We start from the raw sequence: 23754 nt of genomic DNA, 5'->3' as shown, positions 1-23754 counted from the left end.
TGTAGTCTAAAGGAATTTATATCAGTAATGAAACCGATATAAATGAAAGGCGAAGTGACTCAAGTAATTAAGACTTCGCCAAGAAACATTGAAGACAAATTATTTGTTCATTACGATGAACGCGATAACTACTGCGATGATTGGTAATGCCTCTACTAAAGCGACACCGATGAACATTGTTGTTTGTAATACTCCACGTAATTCTGGTTGACGTGCGATCCCTTCAACTGTACGACCTACGATAAGACCGTTACCAATACCTGCGCCTAGTGCACCTAGACCAACTGCGATTGCTGCTGCGATTAAACCCATTGTAAATTTTCCTCCTTGGAAATGTAATATTTTTTGGTTGTTTAGCTAATCCCTAATGAATACGAATTAACTGGTTTATAATTAATTAATGGTCTTTGCTCACTTTGTGAGACATGTAAACCATTGTTAACATAACGAAAATGAATGATTGGATTGCTCCGATGAATACTGAGAATGCTTGCCATGCCATCATTGGAATGAAAGCTGCTAAGAAACCAGCACCTGACCACGCTGTAGCCAGACCTGCTAATAATCCTAATAATACCTCCCCGGCAAAGATGTTACCGTAAAGTCGTAGACCAAGAGTTAATGTATTTGCAAGTTCTTCAATAATCTTAATTGGTAATAAGAAACTCATTGGAGACACGAATGTCTTCAAGTATCCTTTCATACCTTGTGCTTTTACACCATAGTAGTTTGTTAAGACAAGAATCATAACAGCTAATGTTAGTGTAACAACTGGATCTGCTGTTGGTGATTTCCACCATAAGTAACCATCTACAGAGATTGAGAATGGTAGACCTAGCATATTCGCTACAAAGATAAACATGATTAATGTAATACCTAAGATGTGGAATTGACCACCTGTCTTCCAGTCCATGTTGTTTGAGATGATGCCTTTCACGAAGTCCATAAGCCACTCCATGAAGTTTTGCATACCAGTTGGCTTTAACTGAAGTTTACGTGTTGATACAAATGCAATAATGAATACAATCACAGCTGTGATTAATAACATCATTACGTCTGCTGTATTGAAACCTAAACCAGCTATTTCAAAATAAGGATTTTTATGTTCCACTTGTTCGTTCACCTCTCTTTCACATGCGCTTTGCTTATTTAGTTTTTCAAATGAACTATGATCCTATCTACGAAAAGTAGAATGTACGGAATCATTAATCCAACGACAGTACTAGCTACGTTAAAATACTCAGACCAAGTCAATGCGACAGCTGCCGCAAGTAAAGCTGATCCGTAGCGAATAAGGGTACCTAAGGACTTAACCTTTTGTCCCTGACGTGTCTTACGATCAAAGCTTTCCATTCTTCGGATCAGGTTCCAAAAATTAAATAGACCACAAAGGGCACCTAATGCGAGACCTGCGAATAACGCGTGGTACGATGTAAAGCCCCAGCCGATTGCACAAACGATTAGCAAAATAATAAAACCTATTATCTGCTTTTTAAAAATCCAATGCATTTCTACCATTTGGTCTTTAATCTCCTGAATCTTTTTTTCGAATGATGGATATAAAGCTGACCACCGGATGGAACGTAGCTAATTGTGGAACATATTAAGGGTAACCGTTACCAAAGTAAGCATTGCTTAACTTAATCGGAAACTTATTATGTATTATTAGCTAACATTTAATGAAGTACCATCGCTCCATATAAGAACCTTTACACGTCCGAAAACGTTAAAAGAGTCAAAAGCTAGGGATTTGCCTTATACGTCAATAACCAAACTCCATAAAAAAAAGAGGTACGGCTTGATATTCAGACATAGAAACCCTTATCATTCTTACCCTTTGTTAGCATACAATAGTGAATATTTCATGTCAATTGGTTCTGCATAAAAACTTCACAACCTGTACACTTTTGTCAAATAGTCGACAAATTTAAGAAAAAACTTGGAAATGTTCTTTATTTCTCGATTTAACTTTAAAAACAAAGACTACTCGACTAAGAATATTCGTATTCTAGCGGTTCGAGTAGTTTTTGTTTTTTTATTTTTCTAGAAAAGCAATTAACGCTTCTACAATGCGTTCAGAAGCATGCCCGTCACCATACGGATTCGATGCTTGCGCCATTTGATTGTATAATGCACTATCCGTCAATAATTCTTTTGTTAAATCATAAATGGTCTCTTCTTCCACTCCAGCAAGCTTGAGTGTCCCCGCTTCAATTCCTTCTGGTCGTTCCGTCGTGTCTCGTAATACGAGTACTGGTTTTCCTAGTGACGGCGCTTCCTCTTGAATACCACCTGAATCCGTTAAAATCATGTAAGAACGTGACGCAAAATTATGGAAGTCAAATACTTCAAGCGGTTCAATTAGATGAACGCGTTCATGCGATCCTAAAATTGCACGCGCTGTGTCACGAACTGCTGGATTCAAATGCATCGGATAGACTACTTGTACATCTGGATGTTCTTCTAAAATACGATAAATCGCTCGGAACATATTTTCCATCGGTTCACCTAAGTTTTCACGTCGGTGTGCGGTTAATAGAACCATTCGATTGTCACCAATTGCTTTAAGTACAGGATGTGTATAGTCATCTGCAACAGTTGTCGTTAATGCATCAATCGCTGTATTTCCTGTCACAATAATTGAGTTCGGCTCTTTATTTTCTTTTAGAAGATTTTCTTTCGCTTGTTCAGTTGGTGCAAAGTGAATGTCAGCTAACACACCTGTCAGTTGACGATTCATCTCTTCTGGATATGGTGAATATTTATTCCATGTACGAAGACCTGCTTCTACGTGACCAATCGCTACTTGATTATAGAAGGCAGCTAAACTAGCCACAAATGTAGTTGCTGTATCGCCATGTACAAGTACAACATCGGGTTTCGCCTCTTTCATAATTTGATCGAGACCTTCTAAACCGCGTGTCGCAACATCAAGAAGTGTTTGGCGTTCTTTCATAATATTCAAATCATAATCTGGAACAATCTTAAAAGTTTCTAATACTTGATCAAGCATTTCGCGGTGTTGCGCCGTTACCGTCACAACTGTATCAATCTGCTCTGTATTTTGCTGCAACGCTTTTACAAGAGGCGCCATCTTAATAGCTTCCGGCCTTGTACCAAACACAGTCATTACTTTCCACTTTTTCATGTTTTTTGCACCATCCCTGTACAACGTATTATTTTGTACCGAATAAACGGTCGCCTGCATCACCTAGTCCAGGTACGATATAGCCATGGTCATTTAATTTTTCATCTAATGCCGCAATGTAAATATCGATTTCTGGGTGTGCTTCTTGAATTGCTTTTACGCCTTCTGGAGCCGCAATTAAGCACATGAAGCGAATGTTTTTCGCGCCGCGTTTTTTCAGTGAGTTCATTGCTTCAATTGCAGAACCACCTGTAGCTAACATTGGATCAACGATGATGAATTCACGTTCTTCAATATCAGCTGGGAATTTTGCGTAGTATTCTACCGGTTGTAAAGTTTCTGGATCGCGGTATAAACCAATGTGTGCTACTTTTGCAGCTGGAATTAGTTTTAACATACCATCTACCATGCCTAAACCAGCACGTAGGATTGGCACGATTGCCATCTTTTTACCTGATAATACTTTTGTTTTTGTTTTTGTAACAGGTGTTTGAATTTCGATTTCTTCTGTTTGTAAATCACGTGTGATTTCAAATGCCATTAATGTAGCTACTTCGTCAACTAGTTCACGAAACTCCTTTGTTCCTGTATTGATATCACGGATGTATGATAATTTGTGTTGAATTAATGGATGGTCGAATACATATACTTTTCCCATTTTTAGTTCTCTCCCTACTTTTGTTTATCTTGACTATTATAACAGAAATAAAACGGCATACAAATGTCAATATTTTCATTTCTCATTTTGACACATTTTAAGTTTTCATGTGACGGATTAGAGCGAAATAAGATTTCTGAAAATTCATCTATATATATAGAAGAAACTCCAATAAAAAAGTGAATTTTAGTCAAAAAAGCGTGACTTCCTACATGATTCTATTCCTCATTCTATTTACTTTTATTTAATAGGAGTGAATCTAAAGCGAAAATTTATATCTTTTAGAAGCTTACTATTGAATAACGAAGATTTTTTAAAAGGGACTGGTTCGCGTGCCAAAGGGAATTATTCTTCCGAAAGGGACTATTCTACGCGCGAAAGGGAATCTTCTCATCTGAAAGGGACTATTCTGCGCACCAAAGGGAATCTTCTCATCTGAAAGGGACTATTCTACGCGCGAAAGGGAATTTGACTCTTTGAAAGGGACTATTCTACGCGCCAAAGGGAATTCGACTCTTTGAAAGGGACTATTCTACGCGCGAAAGGGAATCTCGCTCTTTGAAAGGGACTAAATCTCGCGCCAAAGGGAATCTCGCTCTCCGAAAGGGACTATTCTGCGCACCAAAGGGAATCTATTCTTCCGAAAGGGACTTTTTTGCATGCGAAAGGGAATTCGACTCTTTGAAAGGGACTATTCTACGCACCAATGGGAATTCGACTCTTTGAAAGGGACTATTCTACGCGCCAATGGGAATTCGACTCTTTGAAAGGGACTATTCTACGCACCAAAGGGAATTCGACTCTTTGAAAGGGACTATTCTGCGCACCAAAGGGAATCTATTCTTCCGAAAGGGACTTTTTTGCATGCGAAAGGGAATTCGACTCTTTGAAAGGGACTATTCTACGCACCAATGGGAATTCGACTCTTTGAAAGGGACTATTCTACGCGCCAATGGGAATTCGACTCTTTAAAAGGGACTATTCTACGCGCGAAAGGGAATTCGACTCTTTGAAAGGGACTATTCTACGCGCCAAAGGGAATCTCGCTCTTTGAAAGGGGCACTCATTCAAAATCCTAACAAAAAAAGAAACCGCCCTCAGGCGATTTCTCCATTTTATAAATTAGTCTGCGTAGATTGGGTGTGCATCTGTTAATGATTTTACGCGTGTAATTGCTTCTGCTTTGATTGCTGCATCGTTTGGATTTTTCAATACAAGTGCGATGATTGAAGCAACTTCTTTCATATCTTCTTCCTTGAAACCACGAGATGTAATCGCTGGTGTACCGATACGTACGCCTGAAGTTACGAATGGTTTTTCTGGGTCGAATGGAATTGCGTTTTTGTTCGCTGTGATGTGTACCTCATCTAATAAAGCTTCTGCTTCTTTACCAGTTAGGTTTAGTGAGCGTACATCTAATAGTAATAGGTGGTTATCTGTACCGCCTGAAACTGTTTTGATGCCTTCAGCTTCTAGTGCTTCACCTAATACTTTTGCGTTTGTGATGACTTGTTGTGCGTATGCTTTGAATTCTGGTTGTAATGCTTCACCGAATGCTACTGCTTTCGCTGCGATTACGTGCATTAATGGACCACCTTGAATTCCTGGGAAGATTGATTTGTCAATCTTTTTACCCCATTCTTCTTTACAAAGAATCATACCGCCACGTGGACCACGTAATGTTTTGTGTGTTGTTGTTGTTACAAAATCAGCATATGGTACTGGGTTTTGGTGAAGACCAGCTGCTACAAGACCTGCGATATGTGCCATATCCACCATGAATAGCGCGCCTACTTCGTCTGCGATTTCGCGGAATTTAGCGAAGTCGATTTCACGTGGGTAAGCTGAAGCACCTGCTACGATTAATTTTGGTTTGTGCGCTAATGCTTTTTCGCGAACATCGTTATAGTCGATTACGTTTGTATCTTCTGTAACACCATATTCTACGAAATTGTATTGAACGCCAGAGAAGTTCACTGGGCTACCATGTGTTAAGTGACCACCATGTGCTAAGTTCATACCCAGCACTGTATCGCCCTGCTCAAGAATTGTGAAATAAACTGCCATGTTTGCTTGTGCACCCGAGTGAGGCTGTACGTTAACGTATTCTGCACCGAATAATTCTTTTGCACGATCACGCGCGATATCTTCTACGATATCTACGAATTCACAACCACCGTAGTAGCGTTTCCCAGGATAACCTTCTGCATATTTGTTTGTTAATACAGAACCCTGTGCTTCCATTACTGCTTTTGTTACGATATTTTCTGAAGCGATTAACTCGATGTTTTCTTGTTGGCGTGCAAATTCTAATTCAATTGCGTTAAATACCGCCTTATCTTTTGCTGCAAGTTTTTCCATTTCTCTTTGCCCCCTAAATAATTAATTAATCTAATGTATATACTGCTCGTTCTCCACCGACTAGTTTTAAACGAGTTTTTGCAACTGTTACAACAGCTTCACCAATACGTTGGACAGATGTTCTAACAGGAACTGCCACCCTCTTTAAATGCATACCGATTAATGTTTGGCCGATATCAATTCCTGCATGAGCTTGTACAGTCTCTACAACGACGGGATCTTGTAAATGACGATAAGCATATGCTGACATTGATCCTCCTGCTTTGACGACTGGAATAACGGCAACCTCTTCTAATTGATAGCGTTCTGCTGCTTCTCTCTCCATTGTTAAAGCACGATTAATATGTTCACAGCCTTGGAATACTAAATAGAGTCCATGCTGTTTTGCAAATTGTTCAAGTGGTTGATACAGTGCTTCTGCAATTTCCAACCCACCTGCTGTACCGATTTTTGCACCTTTGACTTCAGATGTGGAACATCCGACAACAAATAACTGCCCCTTTTTAAAAGTGGCTTGTTCTGCTAATTCATTTAATAAGATGGTTAGATCTTGCGAGATTGTGTCTAACATGATCATGTCTCCTTACGAATTGCGCTTATTTTTGTTCTTCAAGTGCAGTGATTTTTTCGATGCGGCGTTCATGACGACCACCTTCAAAATCTGTTTGTAACCAAGTTGCGACAATTTCACGTGCAAGGCCAGGGCCGATTACACGTTCACCCATTGCGATAATGTTTGAATCATTATGGCAACGTGTAGCTTTTGCTGAGAATACGTCATGTACTAATGCACAACGAATTCCTTTTACTTTATTTGCAGCGATTGACATACCAATGCCTGTACCACAAATTAAAATACCTTTATCGAAATTACCTGAAGCAACACCTTCTGATACTGGTTTTGCATAATCAGGGTAATCTACAGAGCTGTCGTCTTGAGGTCCAAAATCTTCATAACTGAATCCTAGCTCATCTAGTAAGGCCATAATCTCCTTACGTAAATTGTTTCCGCCATGGTCAGATGAAATTGCGATTTTCAATTTAATCCCTCTTTTCATTATGTTTAAGGTTCACTACAATATTACCATTTTTACATTGAGAAAGACATATATTTTCAAAATTTAAGGTCCTTCCACGCCCATAAGACGAACATTTAAAACTTAAAAAGATTAGATAGTTAAGTTATAGATAGTAATAAGAGCTTTCAAATAAATAAAACATCTCTTTAAATCCATAATACCGAACTTTGTAGATTTATACAATACGTTAATTTTTCTGATAATTCTTACTATATGGACAAAAAATGTTATCTTTTTTCCATTTTTACTTCTTTAGTGAATCAAAACCTATTTCAAACCTGAATTTCTTTCAACAAAAAGAGATGGACTGAATCGCCCATCTCTCATTTTTTTTCGTATTGTTCTACATATTCAATGATTTGTTCCATATAACGAATTAATTGTTCATATCGTTCCGTCGTATAGGCATCCATCATCGTACGTAGATCCGCATAGCGTGTCGTTACATATTTTTCGCTATCAAATGTCGTAATCATCGCCCAATTCTTTTTATACTTGTCGAGCTTTTTCTCAAGTATCGCAAGTACGCGATAACAATCGACATATTCAAGATTGCCCAAACCAACCATCATATCATCAATGCCAATCGCTTGTTCGAACACTTTATAGATTTTTCCAGCGAGCTGTTCACGACCTTTTTCTGTAATCGTGAACATCTGCTTATCTGGACGATGTTCTTCATGCAGTACTTCTTCTACTGCAATCAAACCTTGTTTTTTTAGCGATTCAAAATTATAGTATAGCCGACTTTCTGATAGTGAGTTATTCAAATCGAGAATTTTAAAGTCAGCTAATTTTTTCTTGAGTTGATATGGATAGGCGCTCTGTTCCATTAAGTTACTTAAAATAAATATTTGAATACTCACTTCTTCAGCTCCTATATGTTGCTACATTATTTAGCTGTTGCTTCTGCCTCTGGTTTGTCGAGTGGTAGTGGACGGTGTAATAACCAAGCAATGATGATGTTAATTAACATTGCGACTACGCCTACTGCCACTAGTCCCCAAATAAATGGTGCGGCAGATGTATTACCAAAGATGTTTGCAAAGTACGCTTGAACCGAATAGAACATTGGCGTAATGTGGCTACCCCATTGGAATGGTGCGTACATCATATCGTAAGAGATTGTTGCACCATTTGAAATTGTTTGGTAAAGCAGTACTGGAATATTCACAATCATACCTGCATCGCCTAATAAGAAGATGAACATAGCTGTGAAGTTGAAGCATACCCAGTAGTTTAATGCTTGTTGTCCCCACATTTCGAAGAATGCTTTTGATCCTTCTAAATGGTCGATTAATAAGAATGAAATAATTGTTGAAGCAATACCTGCAATCACACCAATGATGATTGATGCTAATTGCATATACGTGAAGAGACGTGTTTTTGTCGCTTTACCACGATTTAATTTGAATGCACCTACTAACATCATTGAACCAATCATGGCACCAATATATAGTGACATCGTTAAGAACATTGGTAGCATGTTATTTTGCATGCCTGCCGGTACATCGTTGATAATTTTAATGTTACCTTGATAGCTTGTTTGAATTGCTTCAGCCATCTCTTTTGCTTGTTCTTTTGGAACTTGTAACTGCGCTAAAATTCCTTCAGCTGTTTGCGTTGAGAATTGCTTACTTAGTTGTGCATTAATTTGACTTGCTACTTGTGTCATTGTTGAAGATACTGCTGTGGCAGATGCTTCGTTCACACTAAAGTCAATTGATGAACTTGTTTTACCATCTTGTAAATCTTTTGAGAATGTTTTTGGAATACGAACAACCATCGCTACTTCGTTGTCGTTCAATTCTTTCATTGCTTCTTTATTCGTTAAATCTTTTTCAATATGTTTAAATGGTAATTCTTTTTCAAGACTTTTTGCGATTTGTTTACCATATGCACCTTCGTCTTCGTTTACGATGGCTACATGTAAGCGGTCGATGTTTCCCGGAAGTGCCGAGTAACCAGCTAAAAAAATACCAAGCATAACTACGACATAAAAAATCGCCATGAACATAGCTGAACCAATACTTTTACCTTTAATAAAATCTTTGAATTTCATATTCTATGATGTTCCCCTTTTTGTTTTCATTTTGAATTAAAATACTTTAATTAGAGTATTTCAATTGAAGTATTGAATACTATATAATAAAAACATCCATTCGCGCAATGAGAAAATGAAGTCGATTTTAAAAAAATATCAAAATATGACGAAAGCGTGACAAGTATGTTTTAAAAGTCTTGACCAAATAATTCACCTTTTCTATAAACTTCAAAATTGAAGGTGGAGAGAACACTCTTTTTTAAATGTTCTATGGATTAAATCCATCTCTGAAATAAAAAAAGAAACCACTTTCCCCAAGTGATTTCTCTTTTCTACTATTATATTACTTAAATTGCTGAATGGTTTTATGCAGTTCTTCTGATTGTACTTGTAAGTTGCGTGATAGGTCATCCATTTGCGAAATCGAACGAGCTTGTTCTTCTGCTGCACTGCGAACTTCCTGCGCTCCTGCACTTGTCTCCTCAGCAATCGCTGCTACTTCTTGTGACTGTTGTGCTGTTTGTTCAATATTGTGTAACTGTTTTCCAACAAATGTTGAGATCTCATCTACTGAAGATGCCATCTTATTCACAATCTGATTCATACTTGAAACAGCGTCTGTTGTTTCGTTGACACGTGCCATTTCATGTTCTGCAATTTCAACTTGTGACGTCATCTTGCCTACAACTTGTACAACGTCTGCTTGCATCACTTGAATTAATTTCGCAACACCTTTTGCTGCTTCTGCACTGCCATCTGCCAGTTTACGTACTTCTTCTGCTACAACTGCAAATCCTTTACCATGCTCACCAGCACGCGCTGCTTCAATTGACGCATTCAATGCCAGTAAATTCGTTTGCTCTGCAATTGAACCGACTAATAAAATAATCTTTTCAACTTCATTAGCATTCCGTTCTAACTGGTGGATATCTTGTAACGCAAGACGATTCCCCTCAGCCATATCTTGAATACCCTTCACAAGTTGTTCAATGGCTGTTGTTGTGCGATTCAGTTCACCAATCATTTTTCGAGAATACTCTGAAGAAGTTACTGCGTGATTATTCACTTCATCTGCTAGTGAACGTACATCTTCCATCGCTTCAGCTGTATTTTGAATCGAGATGGCTGAATCTACAGCGCCTTCTGAAATCTGTGCGATTGTTTGGGCAATGGCATCCGACTGTTCTAAAGCTTCTTTTGATTCTACTGATAAAGCGCGAACCGTTTGATTCGTTTGTTGAAAATTATCTTCAATACTACTGACCATTTGACGCAAGTTGACAAGCATCGTTTGAAAAGCCTTCGCTAAAGATTCGATTTCATCTTTTGATTTACGAACCTCAATTTCTTGATGAATATTCCCTTTTGCTGCTTCTAGCGCTACTTTTTCAAGTTGTTGTAACGGCTTAATAATAAAGAATGCTAAAATTGCTGCTAAAATACCAGACCACATAACTCCTAAACTAAACGTTACAATCTCAAATACTAATACATTGGAATCGGGAAAGAACGTAGGCTGAATATATTGTATAAATACTAAGCTCGTCCCGTATGTAATGACTGCTAATGCTACTACAAATAAGACTAACTTTTTACGTAAACTAAATGCGTGCTTATTTTCTTTTTCCATGTATTAATCCTCCACTATTTTCGATTGAAGTGCGTCAATCAAACGTTGTAGTTCTTCAAATGTACGACGATAGACATCTACACTTCCACCGTATGGATCCGATACATCTTTTTGCAGATTATATACGTATTCATGTAATGTAAATGCTTTATCCGCAATGTGTGGGTATACTTGCAATAATGCATGTAAATGCGATCCTGTCATCGTCAAAATTAAATCTGACTGATTTAATCGATTTACATCTACTGGTGAAGATTGATGTTGCGCTTCAATTCCATGTTCTTGTAATACAATTTGCGCATTTGTAGACATTGGAACACCTGATTGTGCATAAACACCTGCTGAATATACATCCACATTTTCTAATTTCTTATGTTTCAAAATTGCTTCTGCCATTGGGCTTCGACATGTATTACCTGTACAAATAAAATAAATTTGCATGGCGCACCTCTCTTATAGTTAAATTATACCTTAAATAGAAGGAAAAATGATACATTTTACCAAAAAAATATTATGCCTAAAGTATCAACTATGACTTCGTACATTATTTATTTCCATCTATTTTTATTATATTCATCTTAACACATACCATCTAGAGAAAAGAAAAAAGAGAATCACTTGATTGCGTGATTCTCTTTGAAAACTTTTATTTATACCAATTACCGCCTGCTGATTTTTCAAGTCGGTTCATAATAGCTGAACCCACACCATCTGTCGTTGTCGCAGTTGCGAGTACAATGTCTGCATCCGTTGCGTCACAAGCACGTAATGCATGATACAGATGTAACGCCATCTCTTCTTGTGTATCTTGTCCAAATGAGAAGAAATAATCCGCTTCATCACACGCATAATTTTCTGGCGCGAGTAAAGCCACTTTTTTATTTTCTTTATGCAGCGCTTGAATTGCAGACTGGATTTTCTCTTCATCTTTTTCAATCATATAAACAGGCGCATTCGGTGCATAATGTGTATATTTCATACCGGGCGCTTTTGGGGCACCTTCTTTTTGTTCTAAGTGTGTTGGTTGATGAACTTCTCCAATGACAGCTTCCAACATTTCTTTTGTGACACCACCCGGACGTAGAATGGTGGGTATATCTAATGTGCAATCAATTACTGTTGATTCCACACCGATTCCTGTTGCGCCACCATCTACAATCATCGGAATTCTACCTGCTAAGTCTTCTTCTACGTGAATACCTTCTGTTGGACTTGGCTTACCACTTCGGTTCGCACTTGGCGCAGCAACTGGTTCACCTAGATGTCGTAACAATTGTAGTGATACGGGGTGGCTTGGCATGCGTAAACCAACTGTATCCAAACCAGCTGTTACTTTTTCAGATAGTACATTCGGCTTCACTTTACAAATAACAGTTAGAGGGCCTGGCCAAAATGCATCCATACATTTTTTTGCCTTATCATTTACATCGATTACATAGCGATCAATTTCTTCAATTGTTCCAATGTGAACGATTAATGGATTGTCAGATGGTCGACCTTTTGCTTCATAAATCTTAGCAACTGCCGCATCACTTGTTGCAACGCCACCTAGTCCATAAACTGTTTCGGTAGGAAATGCGACAACCTCACCTGCTTTTAATAATTGAACTGCTTCATCATAGGCAGAAGTAAATGTACCATCTGGATTGACGACTACTCGTTTTGTCTCCATTTTGTTCTTCCTCCCACACAATTTTTCAGAAAGTTATGCACATTTTTGATTTTTCGATTGAAATTGTGGATATTTCGTGAAATTCTGTGCATAACTTTTTCAGAAATATACGAATTTATTTGAAAATAGGTGCTTTAGACTTCTTATAAGTATTGATACTACGCATTTCGCACCATTTTTTAATTATTTTATAAATGTAAAGGTTTTATACTTTACAGCTGTGGATAACTATCCGATTTCACAAAAAACCATACGATCTTGTCCAAATAAATCTTTTAAAACTTCTACTTTTCCCTGTGGAAAACTTTTTTTCAATAAGTTATACACAGCTTCACCTTGTTGATAACCTATTTCAAAGCCAATAATTGCTTGGTTATGCACAATATGCGGTAACTCCTCACAAAGTCGACGATACAACTGAAGACCATTTTCTTCAGCGAATAGAGCTGTATGCGGTTCATGTTCTAATACTACTTCATTCATCACATTCACTTCGTCGAACGCAATGTACGGTGGGTTTGATAGTACAACATCGAACTTTTGATGTTGAACAGGTGCTGTTAAATCACCCTGCAAAAAAGTGACATCTGCTTCTAACAGTTGTGCATTTTGTTTTGCAGTTTGAAGTGCATCTTCACTTAGGTCAGTAGCTGTTACTTGCAGACTCGGGCGCTCTTTTTTTAGCGTAACTGCAATTGCACCACTGCCTGTTCCAATATCCACAAGTGATAATGATGCATCACCGAACTTCGCTGTCATCCGATCTAGTGCTTGCTCTACTAATTCTTCCGTTTCTGGTCTTGGAATTAATACAGCTTCATTCACTTGGAATGTACGACCGTAAAATTGTTCTGTTCCAATTAAATATTGAACTGGTTTACCAGCGATATGAGCGTGGATTAGCTCCTCAAATTGTTGTTGCTGTTCTTCCGTTAAAGGCTCGCGCATGTTCAACATGAGACCTGTATAATCAACAGCTAAAACATGCTGAAGTAGTAAGCGGGCTGCATTCGCCTCACGATTTTTTTCCTCTAAAAAAGAAGAAGCCCATTGAAGGGCCTCGAAAATTTGCTTACATTCTTGGTTCATTTAGTTGGTCCAATTTTTTCGCTTGTTCTTCCATAATTAACGCGTCGAATACCTCATCGAGCTTACCTTCGATGATTTGGTCTAATTTTTGAATTGTTAAACCAATACGGTGATCTGTTACACGGTTTTGTGGATAGTTGTATGTGCGAATACGCTCTGAACGGTCACCTGTACCAACAGCTGATTTACGTTCTGCATCGTATTCACTTTGCGCTTCTTGTTGTAATTTATCATATACACGCGCACGTAAAATTTTCATCGCTTTTTCGCGATTTTTTAATTGTGAACGTTCATCTTGCATCGCTACAACAACACCTGTTGGAATATGCGTCATACGTACAGCTGATGCGGTTTTATTAACGTGCTGACCACCTGCGCCTGATGCGTGATAGATGTCGACACGAATATCTTTTTCTTGTAAGTCTAATTCTACTTCTTCTGCTTCTGGCATAACCACTACTGTTGATGTAGATGTGTGTACACGACCTTGTGATTCTGTTTCTGGAACACGTTGTACACGGTGTGCGCCACTTTCATACTTGAATTTTGAGTAAGCGCCTTGTCCATTAATCATGAAGACAATCTCTTTATACCCACCAAGTTCTGTTGGATTCGCGTTCATAACTTCGATTTTCCAGCCTTGTGTTTCCGCATATTTACTGTACATACGGAATAGAGAGTTTGCGAATAAGGCTGCTTCGTCTCCACCTGCTGCTCCACGAATCTCCATGATTACGTTTTTACTGTCGTTCGGGTCTTTTGGAATTAACAGTACTTTTAGGCGTTCTTCTAAGCCCGGTACTTGTACTTCTAGTTCTTTTAATTCTTCTTTAACCATTTCTTTCATATCTGGATCAAGCTTTTCGTCTAACATCTCTTTTGCGTCAGCGATTTGCTCTTTAATTGATTTATACTCACGATACACTTCAACTGTTTCTTGAATATCTGATTGTTCTTTTGAATATTGTGCTAATTTTTTATTATCCGATACAACGTCCGGGTCACTTAATAACTCATTTAAACGTTCATAACGGTCCTCAACTACTTGAAGGCGATCAAACATATATTTTCACCTTTTCCTTTCTTATTCCTAATCTATATCATGTTTTATCTATTTATTGTCCCTATAATAGTATAAAGAAAAAGAGTAACTCTTGCTACTCTTTTAAAAATCATCCTATATATTTTACCCTAAAAAACGACTTTTTTCATCACTTTTCTACAACAGATGTCTTACCTTCTGGTACAAAGTGATGATGACGACATCTTGGCTCGTATGCTTCAGATGCACCTACTAAAATAACAGGATCGTCCGCTTTTGCAGGTTCTCCGTTAATTAAACGCTGTGTGCGACTAGCTGGTGAGCCACATTCGCTACATACAGCTTGTAATTTCGTGACTTGTTCCGCAATCGCCATTAAAAATGGCATCGGTCCAAATGGAACGCCTTTAAAATCTTGGTCAAGTCCAGCTAAAATCACGCGATAGCCATGATCTGCTAATTTTTGTACCGTTTCGATAATATCGTGACCAAAGAATTGGGCTTCATCAATTGCTATAACATCGTACTCGTCTGAGATATAATCCCACATTTCTGATGGTTCTTGAATCGGATAAGCAATAACGGTTGTGCCATTATGTGATACAACGGCTTCTTCACTATAACGATTATCAATTTGTGGCTTGAATACTGCAATGCGTTGTTTCGCAAATTGTGCACGACGTACACGACGAATTAACTCCTCCGACTTCCCAGAGAACATACTACCGCAAATTACTTCAATCCAGCCATTTTGCTGCGTTACATACATTGGAATACCCCTTTCTTCATTCTATAATTATGGCATTATTTATATGTAAATTCAAAATTTTATATGATGTAAAACGATGATTTTATTTTAAACAACGTGCTTTATACTACAGGAATCTACCCTTTTTATCAAGGTTAAATACATGGTCATTTTCGCACTTTTTTAAAAGGAGTTGGGCGTTGAAAGGGACTGATTCGCTTACGAAAGGGAATCTTCGCCTTTGAAAGGGACAAATCTGCGCGCGAATGGGAAACGCCGCCTGCGAAAGGGATAAATCCACGCGCGAATGGGAATCTTCTTCGACGAAAGGGACAAATCCACGCGCCAAAGGGAATCTCCTTCGACGAAAGGGACAAATCCACGCGCGAAAGGGAATCTCCTTCGACGAAAGGGACAAATCCACGCGCGAATGGGAATCTCCTTCGACGAAAGGGACAAATCCACACGCCAAAGGGAATCTCCTTCGACGAAAGGGACAAATCCACACGCCAAAGGGAATCTTCGCCTTTGAAAGGGACAAATCCACGCACGAAAGGAAATCTTCGCCGTTGAAAGGGACTACTCCACGCGCGAAAGGGAATCTCCTTCGACGAAAGGGACAAATCCACGCGCGAAAGGGAATCTTCGCCGTTGAAAGGGACTACTCCACGCGCGAAAGTGAATCTTCGCCGTTGAAAGGGACAAATCCGCGCGCGAATGGGAATCTCCTTCGACGAAAGGGACAAATCCACGCGCGAATGGGAATCTTCGCCTTTGAAAGGGACTACTCCACCTGCGAAAGGGAATCTTCGCCGTTGAAAGGGACAAATCCGCGCGCGAAAGGGAATCTTCGCCGTTGAAAGGGACTACTCCACCTGCGAAAGGGAATCTTCGCCGTTGAAAGGGACAAATCCGCGCGCGAATGGGAAACACCACCATCGAAAGGGACAAATCTGCGCGCCAAAGGGAATCTTCACCGTTGAAAGGGACTATTCCACGCGCGAAAGGGAATCTCCTTCGACGAAAGGGACAAATCCACGCGCCAAAGGGAATCTTCGCCGTTAAAAGGAACAAATCTGCGCGCGAATGGGAATCATCCCCGTTGAAAGGGACAAATCCACGCGCGAAAGGGAAACACCGCCATCGAAAGGGACTAATCCGCGCACGAAAGAGAATCTCCTCCGCCGAAAGGGACAAATCCGCGCGCGAATGGGAATCCACACTTATGTAAAACGAAAAATACCTACTAAGCGACAGAGCGCCTAGCAGGTATTTTAATAATTCGAGTTGAATTATTTAAGACCGTATTTTTTGTTGAAACGATCAACACGTCCATCAGCAGACGCGAATTTTTGACGGCCAGTGTAGAATGGGTGACATTCGTTGCAGAATTCCACAACGATGTTTTCTTTTACTGAACCAGTTTTGAAAGTGTTACCACAAGAGCAAGTTACTGTTGCTTCTTTGTAATCTGGGTGAATACCTTGTTTCATGTTTGTTTCTCCTCTCGCCCTGAACCATCTGGAACAGAGTAGTTAATATCAAACTGTTGCCTTACACGACCCAGAATCATCTGTCGCATATGCAACACGTAATGATTGCATCATGAATCAAATTATAACAAAGACCTTATTTGAATGCAATTTATTTTTCTCGATATGACATAAATAAAATGTTTTGAGCCTCTATTATGTAAGATTAAATAAGCCCTTTACCATTCGTTGCTTTTTTCATACTTGAATCAAGCTTTTCAAAAAATTCTTCATTCGTTTTACATGTACGTAGTTTTTTCAAGAACTTCTCTGTAAAGTCAGGTGCATCCGCAAATGTTTTACGAATTCCCCACAACTTATTCAATTGTTCTTTTGGAATGAGTAATTCTTCTTTTCGTGTTCCTGAACGACGAATATCAATCGCTGGGAAAATACGACGCTCTGCTAAATTTCGATCTAAGTGCAATTCTAAGTTCCCTGTACCTTTGAACTCTTCATAAATCACTTCATCCATGCGTGAACCCGTATCAACTAGAGCAGTTGCTAAAATTGTTAGACTTCCGCCCTCTTCGATATTACGTGCAGCACCGAAGAATCGTTTTGGACGATGGAAGGCAGCTGGGTCAATACCACCTGAAAGTGTACGTCCACTTGGTGGAATAACCAAGTTATAAGCACGTGCTAAACGTGTAATCGAGTCCATTAAAATAATGACATCACGTTTATGTTCCACAAGGCGCATCGCACGCTCTAATACTAATTCTGCTACCTTTACATGATTTTCAGGTAATTCATCGAATGTCGAGCTGACAACATCTGCTTGAACAGAACGCTCAATATCTGTTACTTCCTCAGGACGTTCATCGATTAATAAAACAATTAATTCAGCTTCAGGATACTTTTCTGTAATGGCATTCGCTATTTCTTTTAATAATAGCGTTTTACCTGCTTTTGGTGGCGCTACAATCAACCCACGTTGTCCAAAACCAACCGGTGCAACTAAATCCATAATTCGTGTTGATAATTTCGTCGGTGTTGTTTCTAGTTTGATTTGTCGATCTGGATATAGTGGTGTTAAAGCCGGAAAATGAACACGTTCTTTTGCAGTCTCAGGATTCTCACCATTTACTGCTTCTACGTGTAGTAAACCATAATAACGTTCGTTTTCTTTTGGTGGACGTACTTTACCCGTTACTTTATCTCCATTACGTAAGCTAAAACGACGAATTTGAGATGCAGAGATATAAATATCTTCAGAACTTGGCGAATAGTTAATTGGACGTAAGAATCCGAAACCTTCTTGTGAGACGATTTCTAAAATTCCTTCCATGAAGAAGTATCCTTCCTGTTCAGCTCTTGATTTTAAAATAGCAAAGATTAATTCTTTTTTCGTTAATTTACTATAATAAGATACTTTATACTCTTTTGCGAGCGCATAAAGATCCTTGAGTTTCATATCCTCAAGTTGTGAAATTGTTAATGCCGGCATATTTATTCAACACCACTCTTATATTATTTTTTTATTTATTTTATATGCAATGCATGGGAATTTAAAAGAGATGTATAGAAAGAAAGGGCTCGACAGCTTGCGCTGCCGAGCAATTATATAAGTAGAATGAGAAAGTTTTGTTTAGTCTTCCATGTATAAGTTTGGTTTTTTCGTTAAACTATGGCGACCTTCTACAAAACGGACAGTACCAGATTTTGCACGCATTACAACTGATTCTGTTGTACAGTGTCCACCTTTGAACTGAACACCTTTTAGTAATTCGCCATCTGTTACACCTGTCGCTGCAAAGATTGCGTCATCACCTTTTACTAAATCATCCATGTATAAAACTGTGTTTACTTCAATTCCCATTTTTTCACAACGAGCGATTTCTTCATCGTTCGATGCAACTAAACGACCTTGGAATTCTCCGCCTAGACATTTTAAAGCTACTGCTGCGATTACGCCTTCTGGTGCACCGCCTGTACCGAATAAAATATCTACACCTGTTTCATCAAATGCTGTATTAATAGCTGCTGCTACGTCGCCGTCATTAATGAATTTAATACGAGCTCCCGCTGCACGGATTTCGTCTACGATTGCTTGGTGTCGATCACGTTTTAACAACGTTGCTACAACATCCTCGATATGCTTGCCTTTTGCTTCTGCTACAGCTTTTAAGTTATCTGTTACAGATGCATTAATGTCGATTTTTCCAGCTGCTTCTGGTCCAACCGCAATTTTGTCCATATACATATCTGGTGCATGAAGTAGATTTCCTCTATCTGCAATTGCAAGTACTGTTAACGCATTACCGCTACCAGCTGCTACGATATTCGTACCTTCAAGTGGGTCTACTGCGATATCTACTTGTGGTCCATTTGGATCTGAACCTAATTTTTCACCGATGTATAGCATTGGCGCTTCGTCCATTTCACCTTCACCGATTACTACTACTGCGTCCATTGGAATTGAGTCGAATACTTGACGCATCGCTGTTGTTGCTGCATCATCTGCTTCGATTTTTAATCCTCGGCCCATCCATCTTGCTGATGCGATTGCCGCTGCTTCTGTTACACGTACTACTTCCATTGATAAACTGCGTTTCATCTTTTACTGTTCCTCCCGTTTGCCACTTTTTCTTAATAGTGGAATGGTTTAAACCAAATCTATTGTAGCACAGTGAGAAAATTATAGTGCTGTTTTCAACAAATTGTTCACTATTTTTCTTCTGTTACAGCGGCACTTGTTAATGTAACTTTGTCAATAACAGCACCTAAACCACGCAATTTTTCAATGAGGCCACTATAGCCTCTCTCAATATGATAAATGTCGTGAATTTCTGTTTCACCTGAAGCCAGTAAACCTGCAATAACAAGCGCTGCGCCTGCTCGTAAATCTGTCGCTGTTACAGATGCCGCAGTCAAAGGTGTTGCTCCTTTAATAATAGATGAACGACCCTCTACTTGACCTGTAGCTCCCATACGCTTCAATTCTGCAATGTGTTTAAAGCGCGCAGAGTACACCGTATCTGTTACAACAGATGTACCATGTGCTTGTGTTTGTAAAACGGAGAATGGTTGTTGTAAGTCTGTTGGGAAGCCTGGGTAAACAAGTGTTTTAATGTCTACTGATTTTAACTTCTCTACTTTTGGAATATGAATTTTTTCTTCATATTCTTGTACCTCTACGCCCATTTCACGTAATTTTGCTGTGATGGGTTCTAAGTGAAGCGGGATAACATTATCGATTGTAATTCCATCACCAATTGCTGCGGCCATAATCATATATGTACCTGCCTCAATACGGTCTGGAATAATCGTATGTTTTGTACCACTTAAACTTTCAACACCGTCAATACGAATCACATTCGTGCCAGCACCTTTAATTTTTGCGCCCATGCTCGTTAAAAGCGTAGCCACATCAATAATCTCTGGTTCTTTTGCAGCATTTTCAATAATTGTTTGTCCTTTTGCAAGCACAGCTGCCAACATAATATTAATTGTTGCACCTACACTGCTTACATCTAGATAAATTTTTGCACCTTTTAATTCATCTGCACGTAGATAAATAGCGCCATGCTCATTTGTCACTTTTGCGCCAAGTGCTTCAAATCCTTTAATATGTTGGTCAATTGGACGTGGTCCTAAGTAACAACCACCTGGAAGTCCAATGACTGCTTGTTTAAAGCGACCTAACATCGCACCCATCAAGTAATATGAAGCGCGTAGCTTTTTCACATTACCGTTTGGTAGCGGCATATCAATCATGGTCTCAGGATTAATTGACATCACGCCATCTTCAAATGTGACTTGTCCACCGATTTCTTCGAGTAAAGATTTCAACGTCCACACATCTAAAATTTCTGGTAATCCTTCAATTGTTACTGGAGAACTAGCCAAAATCGATGCAGGGATTAAAGCGACAGCGCTATTTTTAGCGCCGCTCACTTTAATGGTTCCTTGCAGACGTTTTTGACCTTGAATTTTATAAACGTCCATTTAGAAATCTCCTTGCTTATTGATCTTTATTTGCCCAATCTTTCATGAATCCTTCAATACCTTTGTTTGTTAACGGGTGATTAAATAATTGCGCTAACACATTATATGGTGTTGTAGCGATATGCGCGCCTGCTAATGCAGCTTGTGTTACGTGTTGTGGGTGACGGATTGATGCTGCGATGATTTGAGAAGGAATTTCGTGGATGGCAAAGATTTCTGCGATTTCACGAATTAATTCTACACCGTCTTGACCAATATCATCTAAACGTCCAATGAATGGTGATACATATGTTGCGCCTGCGCGTGCAGCTAATAGAGCTTGGTTTGCAGAGAAAATAAGCGTTACATTTGTTTTAATGCCTTCTTTTGTTAAAGTTGAACAAGCTGTTAAACCAGCTGGTGTCATCGGTAATTTTACTGTGATGTTCGGGTGAATTTTTGAAAGTTCTAGACCTTCTTTAATCATACCTTCTGCATCAAGTGAGATTACTTCACCAGATACTGAACCATCAACTAATTCTGCGATCTCTTTTAAACGATCGTGGAATGAGATGTTTTTTTCTTTTGCTACAAGTGATGGGTTTGTTGTTACACCTGAAATAATCCCCCATGAATGTGCTTCTTTAATCTCATCAAAGTTTGCTGTATCAATAAAAAATTTCATTATGTTTTCCCCCTGAAAATATGACAAATGGAGAAGCATGAATTTTAAAAATCCACACTTCTCCTACATTATACTTCATATTAAATTGAATAGGAATTATGCTTTTTGTGAACTACCAAATTCACGCATTTTACCAATCACTGTTGTTTTGATTGCTTCGCGTGCTGGACCTAAGAATTTACGTGGATCGTAGACAACTTTATCGTTTTCTAAAATTTCACGTACTGCTTTTGTAGCAGCAATTTGGTTTTCTGTATTCACGTTAATTTTAGCTGTTCCTAATGAAATTGAACGTTGGATATCCTTAGTTGGAATTCCAGTACCACCATGTAATACTAGTGGTAAATGCGTTAATTTCGAGATTTCTTCCATTTCTTTGAAACCTAAGTTTGGCTCACCTTTGTATGGTCCGTGTACTGAACCAAGTGCTGGTGCAAGACAGTCGATGTCTGTTGCTTCTACCATCTTACGGCATTCTTCAGGATCAGCATACATGATACCACCGATTACGCCATCTTCGTCACCGCCAACAGTGCCTAATTCTGCTTCTACAGAAACACCTTTTGAATGTGCATATTCCACTACTTTATGTGTAATTTCAATATTTTCTTCAAATGGGTGGTGCGATGCATCGATCATTACAGACGTGAAACCTGCATCTACAGCTTCTTTACATTTTTCGAAGCTTGAGCCGTGGTCTAAATGAATGGCTACAGGCACAGTTGTACCGTAAGACTCCATTAACCCTTTAACCATGTGTACAACTGCTACAAAACCGCCCATGTATTTACCAGCGCCTTCAGATACGCCTAAAATTACAGGTGATTTTTCTTCTTCTGCTGCTTGAAGAATCGCTTGTGTCCACTCTAAGTTGTTGATGTTAAATTGTCCTACTGCATACTTTTCTTCTTTTGCCTTGTTTAACATTTCTGTCATCGATACTAAAGCCATAATATAAAATCCTCCTTCAGGATGCGTGCCATATCAGTCAGCACATTGTATTATTATTTTATCAAAAAAAAATCCCTAATTCTACCTCGTCATCCTAATCTTCCAACAAATTATTGACGGTATTTTGCAATTCTTTAATATCGAATGGTTTTGTAAAGTAATGTGTAGCGCCAAGTTCTTTCGCTTGATCTAATAAATCCTGCTCACCATAAGCTGTCATCATAATGATGGGCATTTTTTGACCTAATTTTTGCAAGTGTTTCAAGATTTGAATGCCATTTGCTCCAGGAATACGCATATCTAATAACATACAATCCATGACGATATTTTCTAAAAAACGAATTGCTTCCAAACCGTTTGCAGCTAGATACGTTTCATAGCCGGCTTTTTTAAATACTTCATTTAATAAAAGGCGAATTCCTGCTTGGTCATCTACAATTAATATTTTCTTCATTTTTTTCTCCTAACAGCTCTACTTGTATATTCCCCAAAATCTATGATTCAGTCCTATTTTTACATTCTATTTCAACCATATTATAATATAACTTATGAGGTGAAAAAAGAATGTTAAAAATGTTAACAACGCAGTTAAATGGTTTATTCCAAAGAATTAGTGGCTCGGAAGAAGAAGCAATTGAAGAGACAGCACGCCTTCTTGCGCAAGCGACGTTTGGACATGGTCGCGTATTCTTTGTTTGTTATGATGAATTACATGCGATTGAGATGAATGCACTACATGCAGAGGAGAAGTTTACGAATTTACATGCATGGAATGATTCCATTACACTTACCGAGCAAGATCGTGTATGTATCTTTACACGTCATGCAGATCACCCTGAAGCACTTGCTTTTGCAAAAAAACTGTATGAACAATTCATTCCTTTCGGTGTCGTGACATCCGAAAAAGCAGAAGACGCTGGTGCAATGGCGGATTATGCCTATACGTATATCTCAATGGGCATTCGAAAAGGTTTACTACCGAATGACTTGGGTGAGCGTATTGTCGTACCGCATACACTTGCTGCCTCATTCATTTATGAAGCGATAAAAATTGCCTATGATGAAATGGTTGACGGGGAATAATTTAAATGAAGAAAGGAGGCTGGGACAGAACAAAATAATATGTCTCAAATGCGAATGATCAAATCAATTGAACGCGTAGAAAACGACTCCTGCGGGAATAGC

The 23754-nt window shown here is 38.8% G+C and carries 24 protein-coding genes; 1 reads left to right on the top strand and 23 read right to left on the bottom strand.

Features of this window, described 5'->3' with window-relative positions; genetic code table 11:
- Positions 1–99: 99 nt before the first annotated feature.
- The 23 genes from atpE to QN089_RS01725 form a co-directional block, all read right to left on the bottom strand.
- On the bottom strand, positions 100–312 hold the full coding sequence (gene atpE / locus QN089_RS01835; RefSeq protein WP_087682507.1) for a F0F1 ATP synthase subunit C: 213 nt from the start codon (positions 310–312) through the stop codon (positions 100–102).
- A gap of 85 nt (positions 313–397) precedes the next feature.
- On the bottom strand, positions 398–1111 hold the full coding sequence (gene atpB / locus QN089_RS01830) for a F0F1 ATP synthase subunit A (protein WP_087682506.1): 714 nt from the start codon (positions 1109–1111) through the stop codon (positions 398–400).
- A gap of 38 nt (positions 1112–1149) precedes the next feature.
- Positions 1150–1518: an ATP synthase subunit I gene (locus QN089_RS01825; RefSeq protein ID WP_285215820.1), complete on the bottom strand. Its 369-nt coding sequence runs from the start codon at positions 1516–1518 to the stop codon at positions 1150–1152.
- Between the two features lie 517 nt (positions 1519–2035).
- Positions 2036–3148 carry a non-hydrolyzing UDP-N-acetylglucosamine 2-epimerase gene (gene wecB / locus QN089_RS01820; RefSeq protein WP_285215819.1) on the bottom strand — a complete coding sequence of 371 codons (1113 nt, stop codon included), beginning with the start codon at positions 3146–3148 and terminating at the stop codon, positions 2036–2038.
- A 28-nt stretch (positions 3149–3176) separates the two neighbouring features.
- Positions 3177–3806 carry a uracil phosphoribosyltransferase gene (gene upp, locus QN089_RS01815; protein WP_068455876.1) on the bottom strand — a complete coding sequence of 210 codons (630 nt, stop codon included), beginning with the start codon at positions 3804–3806 and terminating at the stop codon, positions 3177–3179.
- A 1122-nt stretch (positions 3807–4928) separates the two neighbouring features.
- A complete protein-coding gene (gene glyA / locus QN089_RS01810) occupies positions 4929–6167 on the bottom strand; it encodes a serine hydroxymethyltransferase (RefSeq protein WP_068455879.1) in 1239 nt (412 codons plus the stop codon).
- A gap of 25 nt (positions 6168–6192) precedes the next feature.
- A complete protein-coding gene (locus QN089_RS01805; protein ID WP_087682503.1) occupies positions 6193–6738 on the bottom strand; it encodes a TIGR01440 family protein in 546 nt (181 codons plus the stop codon).
- 25 nt (positions 6739–6763) lie between these two features.
- Entirely contained in the window at positions 6764–7207 is a 444-nt protein-coding gene (gene rpiB, locus QN089_RS01800; protein ID WP_068455885.1) for a ribose 5-phosphate isomerase B, read from the bottom strand.
- 362 nt (positions 7208–7569) lie between these two features.
- Positions 7570–8112: a PadR family transcriptional regulator gene (locus tag QN089_RS01795; protein ID WP_087682502.1), complete on the bottom strand. Its 543-nt coding sequence runs from the start codon at positions 8110–8112 to the stop codon at positions 7570–7572.
- Between the two features lie 26 nt (positions 8113–8138).
- On the bottom strand, positions 8139–9308 hold the full coding sequence (locus QN089_RS01790) for a YhgE/Pip domain-containing protein (protein WP_285215818.1): 1170 nt from the start codon (positions 9306–9308) through the stop codon (positions 8139–8141).
- Positions 9309–9633: 325 nt separating this feature from the next.
- A complete protein-coding gene (locus QN089_RS01785; protein ID WP_285215817.1) occupies positions 9634–10920 on the bottom strand; it encodes a methyl-accepting chemotaxis protein in 1287 nt (428 codons plus the stop codon).
- A gap of 3 nt (positions 10921–10923) precedes the next feature.
- Positions 10924–11361, bottom strand: coding sequence for a low molecular weight protein arginine phosphatase (locus QN089_RS01780; RefSeq protein WP_068455906.1), 438 nt, complete (start codon positions 11359–11361; stop codon positions 10924–10926).
- 205 nt (positions 11362–11566) lie between these two features.
- Positions 11567–12592, bottom strand: coding sequence for an L-threonylcarbamoyladenylate synthase (locus tag QN089_RS01775; protein WP_285215816.1), 1026 nt, complete (start codon positions 12590–12592; stop codon positions 11567–11569).
- A gap of 228 nt (positions 12593–12820) precedes the next feature.
- Positions 12821–13681: a peptide chain release factor N(5)-glutamine methyltransferase gene (gene prmC, locus QN089_RS01770; protein ID WP_285215815.1), complete on the bottom strand. Its 861-nt coding sequence runs from the start codon at positions 13679–13681 to the stop codon at positions 12821–12823.
- The gene (prfA, locus tag QN089_RS01765) at positions 13665–14744 is read right to left on the bottom strand and encodes a peptide chain release factor 1 (protein ID WP_285215814.1); all 1080 of its coding nucleotides are present in this window, start codon (positions 14742–14744) and stop codon (positions 13665–13667) included. The genes prmC and prfA overlap by 17 nt, the downstream gene beginning before the upstream one ends.
- A 148-nt stretch (positions 14745–14892) precedes the next feature.
- Positions 14893–15492: a thymidine kinase gene (locus QN089_RS01760; protein ID WP_068455919.1), complete on the bottom strand. Its 600-nt coding sequence runs from the start codon at positions 15490–15492 to the stop codon at positions 14893–14895.
- Positions 15493–16763: 1271 nt separating this feature from the next.
- Positions 16764–16964: a 50S ribosomal protein L31 gene (gene rpmE, locus QN089_RS01755; protein WP_068455929.1), complete on the bottom strand. Its 201-nt coding sequence runs from the start codon at positions 16962–16964 to the stop codon at positions 16764–16766.
- Positions 16965–17169: 205 nt separating this feature from the next.
- Positions 17170–18453: a transcription termination factor Rho gene (gene rho / locus QN089_RS01750; protein WP_068455932.1), complete on the bottom strand. Its 1284-nt coding sequence runs from the start codon at positions 18451–18453 to the stop codon at positions 17170–17172.
- A 141-nt stretch (positions 18454–18594) separates the two neighbouring features.
- Positions 18595–19563, bottom strand: a complete 969-nt coding sequence (gene glpX / locus QN089_RS01745; RefSeq protein ID WP_068455935.1) for a class II fructose-bisphosphatase — start codon at positions 19561–19563, stop codon at positions 18595–18597.
- 110 nt (positions 19564–19673) lie between these two features.
- Positions 19674–20954 carry a UDP-N-acetylglucosamine 1-carboxyvinyltransferase gene (locus tag QN089_RS01740; protein WP_068455938.1) on the bottom strand — a complete coding sequence of 427 codons (1281 nt, stop codon included), beginning with the start codon at positions 20952–20954 and terminating at the stop codon, positions 19674–19676.
- A 16-nt stretch (positions 20955–20970) separates the two neighbouring features.
- Complete coding sequence (gene fsa / locus QN089_RS01735; protein WP_068455941.1) at positions 20971–21618, bottom strand: fructose-6-phosphate aldolase; 648 nt, start codon at positions 21616–21618, stop codon at positions 20971–20973.
- Between the two features lie 96 nt (positions 21619–21714).
- On the bottom strand, positions 21715–22569 hold the full coding sequence (locus QN089_RS01730) for a class II fructose-bisphosphate aldolase (RefSeq protein ID WP_087682496.1): 855 nt from the start codon (positions 22567–22569) through the stop codon (positions 21715–21717).
- Positions 22570–22663: 94 nt separating this feature from the next.
- Positions 22664–23023, bottom strand: a complete 360-nt coding sequence (locus QN089_RS01725; protein WP_285215813.1) for a response regulator — start codon at positions 23021–23023, stop codon at positions 22664–22666.
- Between the two features lie 110 nt (positions 23024–23133).
- On the opposite strand from QN089_RS01725, the gene QN089_RS01720 reads away from it, so the two are divergent.
- On the top strand, positions 23134–23652 hold the full coding sequence (locus QN089_RS01720; protein WP_068455950.1) for a DUF2529 family protein: 519 nt from the start codon (positions 23134–23136) through the stop codon (positions 23650–23652).
- Positions 23653–23754 lie beyond the last annotated feature (102 nt).

The organism is Kurthia sp. YJT4 (assembly GCF_030219945.1).
GTDB lineage: Bacteria > Bacillota > Bacilli > Bacillales_A > Planococcaceae > Kurthia > Kurthia gibsonii.
This window is presented reverse-complemented; position numbering and strand designations above follow the sequence as displayed.

Excerpts from the sequence above, each read along its gene's own strand:
- atpE (WP_087682507.1), bottom strand. The coding sequence starts at position 312 with ATGGGTTTAATCGCAGCAGCAATCGCAGTTGGTCTAGGTGCACTAGGC.
- QN089_RS01825 (WP_285215820.1), bottom strand. The coding sequence starts at position 1,518 with ATGGTAGAAATGCATTGGATTTTTAAAAAGCAGATAATAGGTTTTATT.
- wecB (WP_285215819.1), bottom strand. The coding sequence starts at position 3,148 with ATGAAAAAGTGGAAAGTAATGACTGTGTTTGGTACAAGGCCGGAAGCT.
- upp (WP_068455876.1), bottom strand. The coding sequence starts at position 3,806 with ATGGGAAAAGTATATGTATTCGACCATCCATTAATTCAACACAAATTA.
- glyA (WP_068455879.1), bottom strand. The coding sequence starts at position 6,167 with ATGGAAAAACTTGCAGCAAAAGATAAGGCGGTATTTAACGCAATTGAA.
- QN089_RS01805 (WP_087682503.1), bottom strand. The coding sequence starts at position 6,738 with ATGTTAGACACAATCTCGCAAGATCTAACCATCTTATTAAATGAATTA.
- QN089_RS01790 (WP_285215818.1), bottom strand. The coding sequence starts at position 9,308 with ATGAAATTCAAAGATTTTATTAAAGGTAAAAGTATTGGTTCAGCTATG.
- QN089_RS01785 (WP_285215817.1), bottom strand. The coding sequence starts at position 10,920 with ATGGAAAAAGAAAATAAGCACGCATTTAGTTTACGTAAAAAGTTAGTC.
- QN089_RS01780 (WP_068455906.1), bottom strand. The coding sequence starts at position 11,361 with ATGCAAATTTATTTTATTTGTACAGGTAATACATGTCGAAGCCCAATG.
- QN089_RS01775 (WP_285215816.1), bottom strand. The coding sequence starts at position 12,592 with ATGGAGACAAAACGAGTAGTCGTCAATCCAGATGGTACATTTACTTCT.
- prmC (WP_285215815.1), bottom strand. The coding sequence starts at position 13,681 with ATGAACCAAGAATGTAAGCAAATTTTCGAGGCCCTTCAATGGGCTTCT.
- prfA (WP_285215814.1), bottom strand. The coding sequence starts at position 14,744 with ATGTTTGATCGCCTTCAAGTAGTTGAGGACCGTTATGAACGTTTAAAT.
- QN089_RS01760 (WP_068455919.1), bottom strand. The coding sequence starts at position 15,492 with ATGTATGTAACGCAGCAAAATGGCTGGATTGAAGTAATTTGCGGTAGT.
- rpmE (WP_068455929.1), bottom strand. The coding sequence starts at position 16,964 with ATGAAACAAGGTATTCACCCAGATTACAAAGAAGCAACAGTAACTTGC.
- rho (WP_068455932.1), bottom strand. The coding sequence starts at position 18,453 with ATGCCGGCATTAACAATTTCACAACTTGAGGATATGAAACTCAAGGAT.
- glpX (WP_068455935.1), bottom strand. The coding sequence starts at position 19,563 with ATGAAACGCAGTTTATCAATGGAAGTAGTACGTGTAACAGAAGCAGCG.
- QN089_RS01740 (WP_068455938.1), bottom strand. The coding sequence starts at position 20,954 with ATGGACGTTTATAAAATTCAAGGTCAAAAACGTCTGCAAGGAACCATT.
- fsa (WP_068455941.1), bottom strand. The coding sequence starts at position 21,618 with ATGAAATTTTTTATTGATACAGCAAACTTTGATGAGATTAAAGAAGCA.
- QN089_RS01730 (WP_087682496.1), bottom strand. The coding sequence starts at position 22,569 with ATGGCTTTAGTATCGATGACAGAAATGTTAAACAAGGCAAAAGAAGAA.
- QN089_RS01725 (WP_285215813.1), bottom strand. The coding sequence starts at position 23,023 with ATGAAGAAAATATTAATTGTAGATGACCAAGCAGGAATTCGCCTTTTA.
- QN089_RS01720 (WP_068455950.1), top strand. The coding sequence starts at position 23,134 with ATGTTAAAAATGTTAACAACGCAGTTAAATGGTTTATTCCAAAGAATT.